Genomic DNA, 1,976 nt, shown 5'->3' on the forward strand with positions numbered 1-1,976 from the left:
GTTATTATTTGTTTTAATTTTAATCTGTGACTTTCGGGCGCTAACGCTGCCTGGTGCTGGAGCCGGCGTGGATTTTCTTTTCCAGGTTGATTTTAGCAAGCTGAGCGGTGCGGCGATTTTGACGGCGATGGGCTTGGCCTTCTTTAAATTGTCTTTGGGCATGGGAACGATGACGACTTATGCCAGTTATTTTACGGCTGATAATAATCTGTTCCGTACAGGCGCTAAGGTAGCCGTGTCCGATACCATGGTATCGTTGCTGGCTGGTTTGGCGGTGTTTCCTACTGTATTCTCGTTTGGCCTAGAGCCTGGCGCAGGTCCTGGCTTGCTGTTTATGACGATTCCGTTGGTTTTTTCACAAATCCCTTTTGGTAACTTGCTTCTTGTAGCCTTTTTCTTCTTGGCGTCTATTGCAGCCACAACGGCGATGCTGTCGTTGGTAGAGGTGCCTACCGCTTGGATGAGCGAAGAATATGGCGTTGATCGTAAAAAAGCAGCGGCGCTGAACGCTCTGATCATTTTTTGCATAGGCATATTGGCTACCCTTTCTGTGGATAAAGCCAGCCTTTTAGGAAGTTACACCTGGTTGGGTCGGGGCTTTTTTGATTGGTTCGATTATCTTTCCTCGAATGTTATGCTGCCTGTAGGAGGTTTGTGCTTTGTCATTTTTGTGCGGCGCCATCTCTCTTGGGAGGAACTGCGTCGTGAGTTTTCTAATGGCGGCGCCTTGCCGTTAGGGGGCATGTTTACCTTTTATTGGTTTAGCGTGCGCTATGTGACGCCGGTATTGCTTGGTTTGATTTTTCTGCACTCTGTGGGCGTTTTATAAGAACGAGCTGCGGACTTTTACACACAGGGACAAAGAGAACAGGGGTTGGAAGAACGCTTTTGAATCGTGCTTTCAGCTCCTGTTCTTTTCTTAAAAATAGTGTTGCTTGTGTTGTCTGAATTATAAGGAAGTTGCGTCTATAAGCGTCTTTATTGTCAGCGAGTCGGAGCGTAGTGTATACTGTGAGTAGATTTTGGAATCAAGTGGTTTCGATACAAGGAGAGATCCTAATGTTACAATTTCGTGAGATCCAATTAGACGATAAGGAAACGTTTCAATCGTATTTTCAGCAGCGCCGTTATGATAATGCGCATTTCAACTTTACGAATCTGTTTATGTGGCGCAATGTTTGCCGCATTCGCTGGGCGGAAGCTGGTGAAGCTTTATTCTTGCGCGCGGAGTGGGAAGGGGAAGCCTTTGTGCTGCCGCCTATTTGCCGCGACGAGGCAATGCCGGCTGCCTTGGAAGAGCTGATGGCCTTTTGTGAAGAAACAGAACATCCGCTTATTATCAGAGGCATCGAAGCAACGCTGATGCCTGTGGTAGAAGCAGCGAAGCCCGGGTTTTTTAATTTGACAGCTGACCGGGATAATTTTGACTATGTTTACGAGCAGACGGCTTTGGCGACGTTAGCGGGACGGCGTTATCACGGCAAAAAGAACCATTTGAATCAGTTTTTGAAAAACAATTCCGGTTATGAGTATGCTCCGTTGACGCCGGAATTGGTGGATGCCTGTGAGGCGTTTACTGATCGCTGGTGTGCACAGAAGGGCTGTGAAAAGGGGGATTCCATTGACTGCGAACGTCAGGCTATTCATGATGGGTTGCAGAATATGGAGCGCCTTGGGTTCGTAGGCGGAGTCATCTTGCTTAACGGCCAAGTGGAGGCATACTCTTTTGGCGAGAAAATTAACGAAGATACTGCAGTTATTCATGTGGAAAAAGCGAATGGCGAGATTCGCGGTCTTTATGCGGCTATCAATTGGGAATTTTGTCGTCAAGCCTGGGAGGGAGTAACCTTCATCAATCGCGAGGAAGATATGGGCGAGGAGGGCCTGCGCAAGGCCAAAGAATCCTATCATCCGGTTATTTTGCTGGAGAAATATGTGGCTACGCCTAAATAATGAGCAGAAGCGTTTGGCAGCAG

At 47.6% G+C, this 1,976-nt stretch carries 2 protein-coding genes; both read left to right on the forward strand.

Going from position 1 to position 1,976, the window contains the following annotated elements; translation table 11 throughout:
• The coding region (locus PHF27_RS01560) for a sodium-dependent transporter (protein ID WP_300065215.1) at positions 1-829 on the forward strand (829 nt) is incomplete at its 5' end.
• Between the two features lie 230 nt (positions 830-1,059).
• A complete protein-coding gene (locus PHF27_RS01565; protein ID WP_300065217.1) occupies positions 1,060-1,953 on the forward strand; it encodes a phosphatidylglycerol lysyltransferase domain-containing protein in 894 nt (297 codons plus the stop codon).
• Positions 1,954-1,976: the final 23 nt, after the last annotated feature.

The sequence above is a fragment of the Anaeromusa sp. genome, from assembly GCF_028691475.1.
GTDB lineage: Bacteria > Bacillota > Negativicutes > Anaeromusales > Anaeromusaceae > Anaeromusa.

Bases quoted from the DNA above. Each gene is read 5' to 3' on its own strand.
- PHF27_RS01565 (WP_300065217.1), top strand. From the start codon at position 1,060: ATGTTACAATTTCGTGAGATCCAATTAGACGATAAGGAAACGTTTCAA.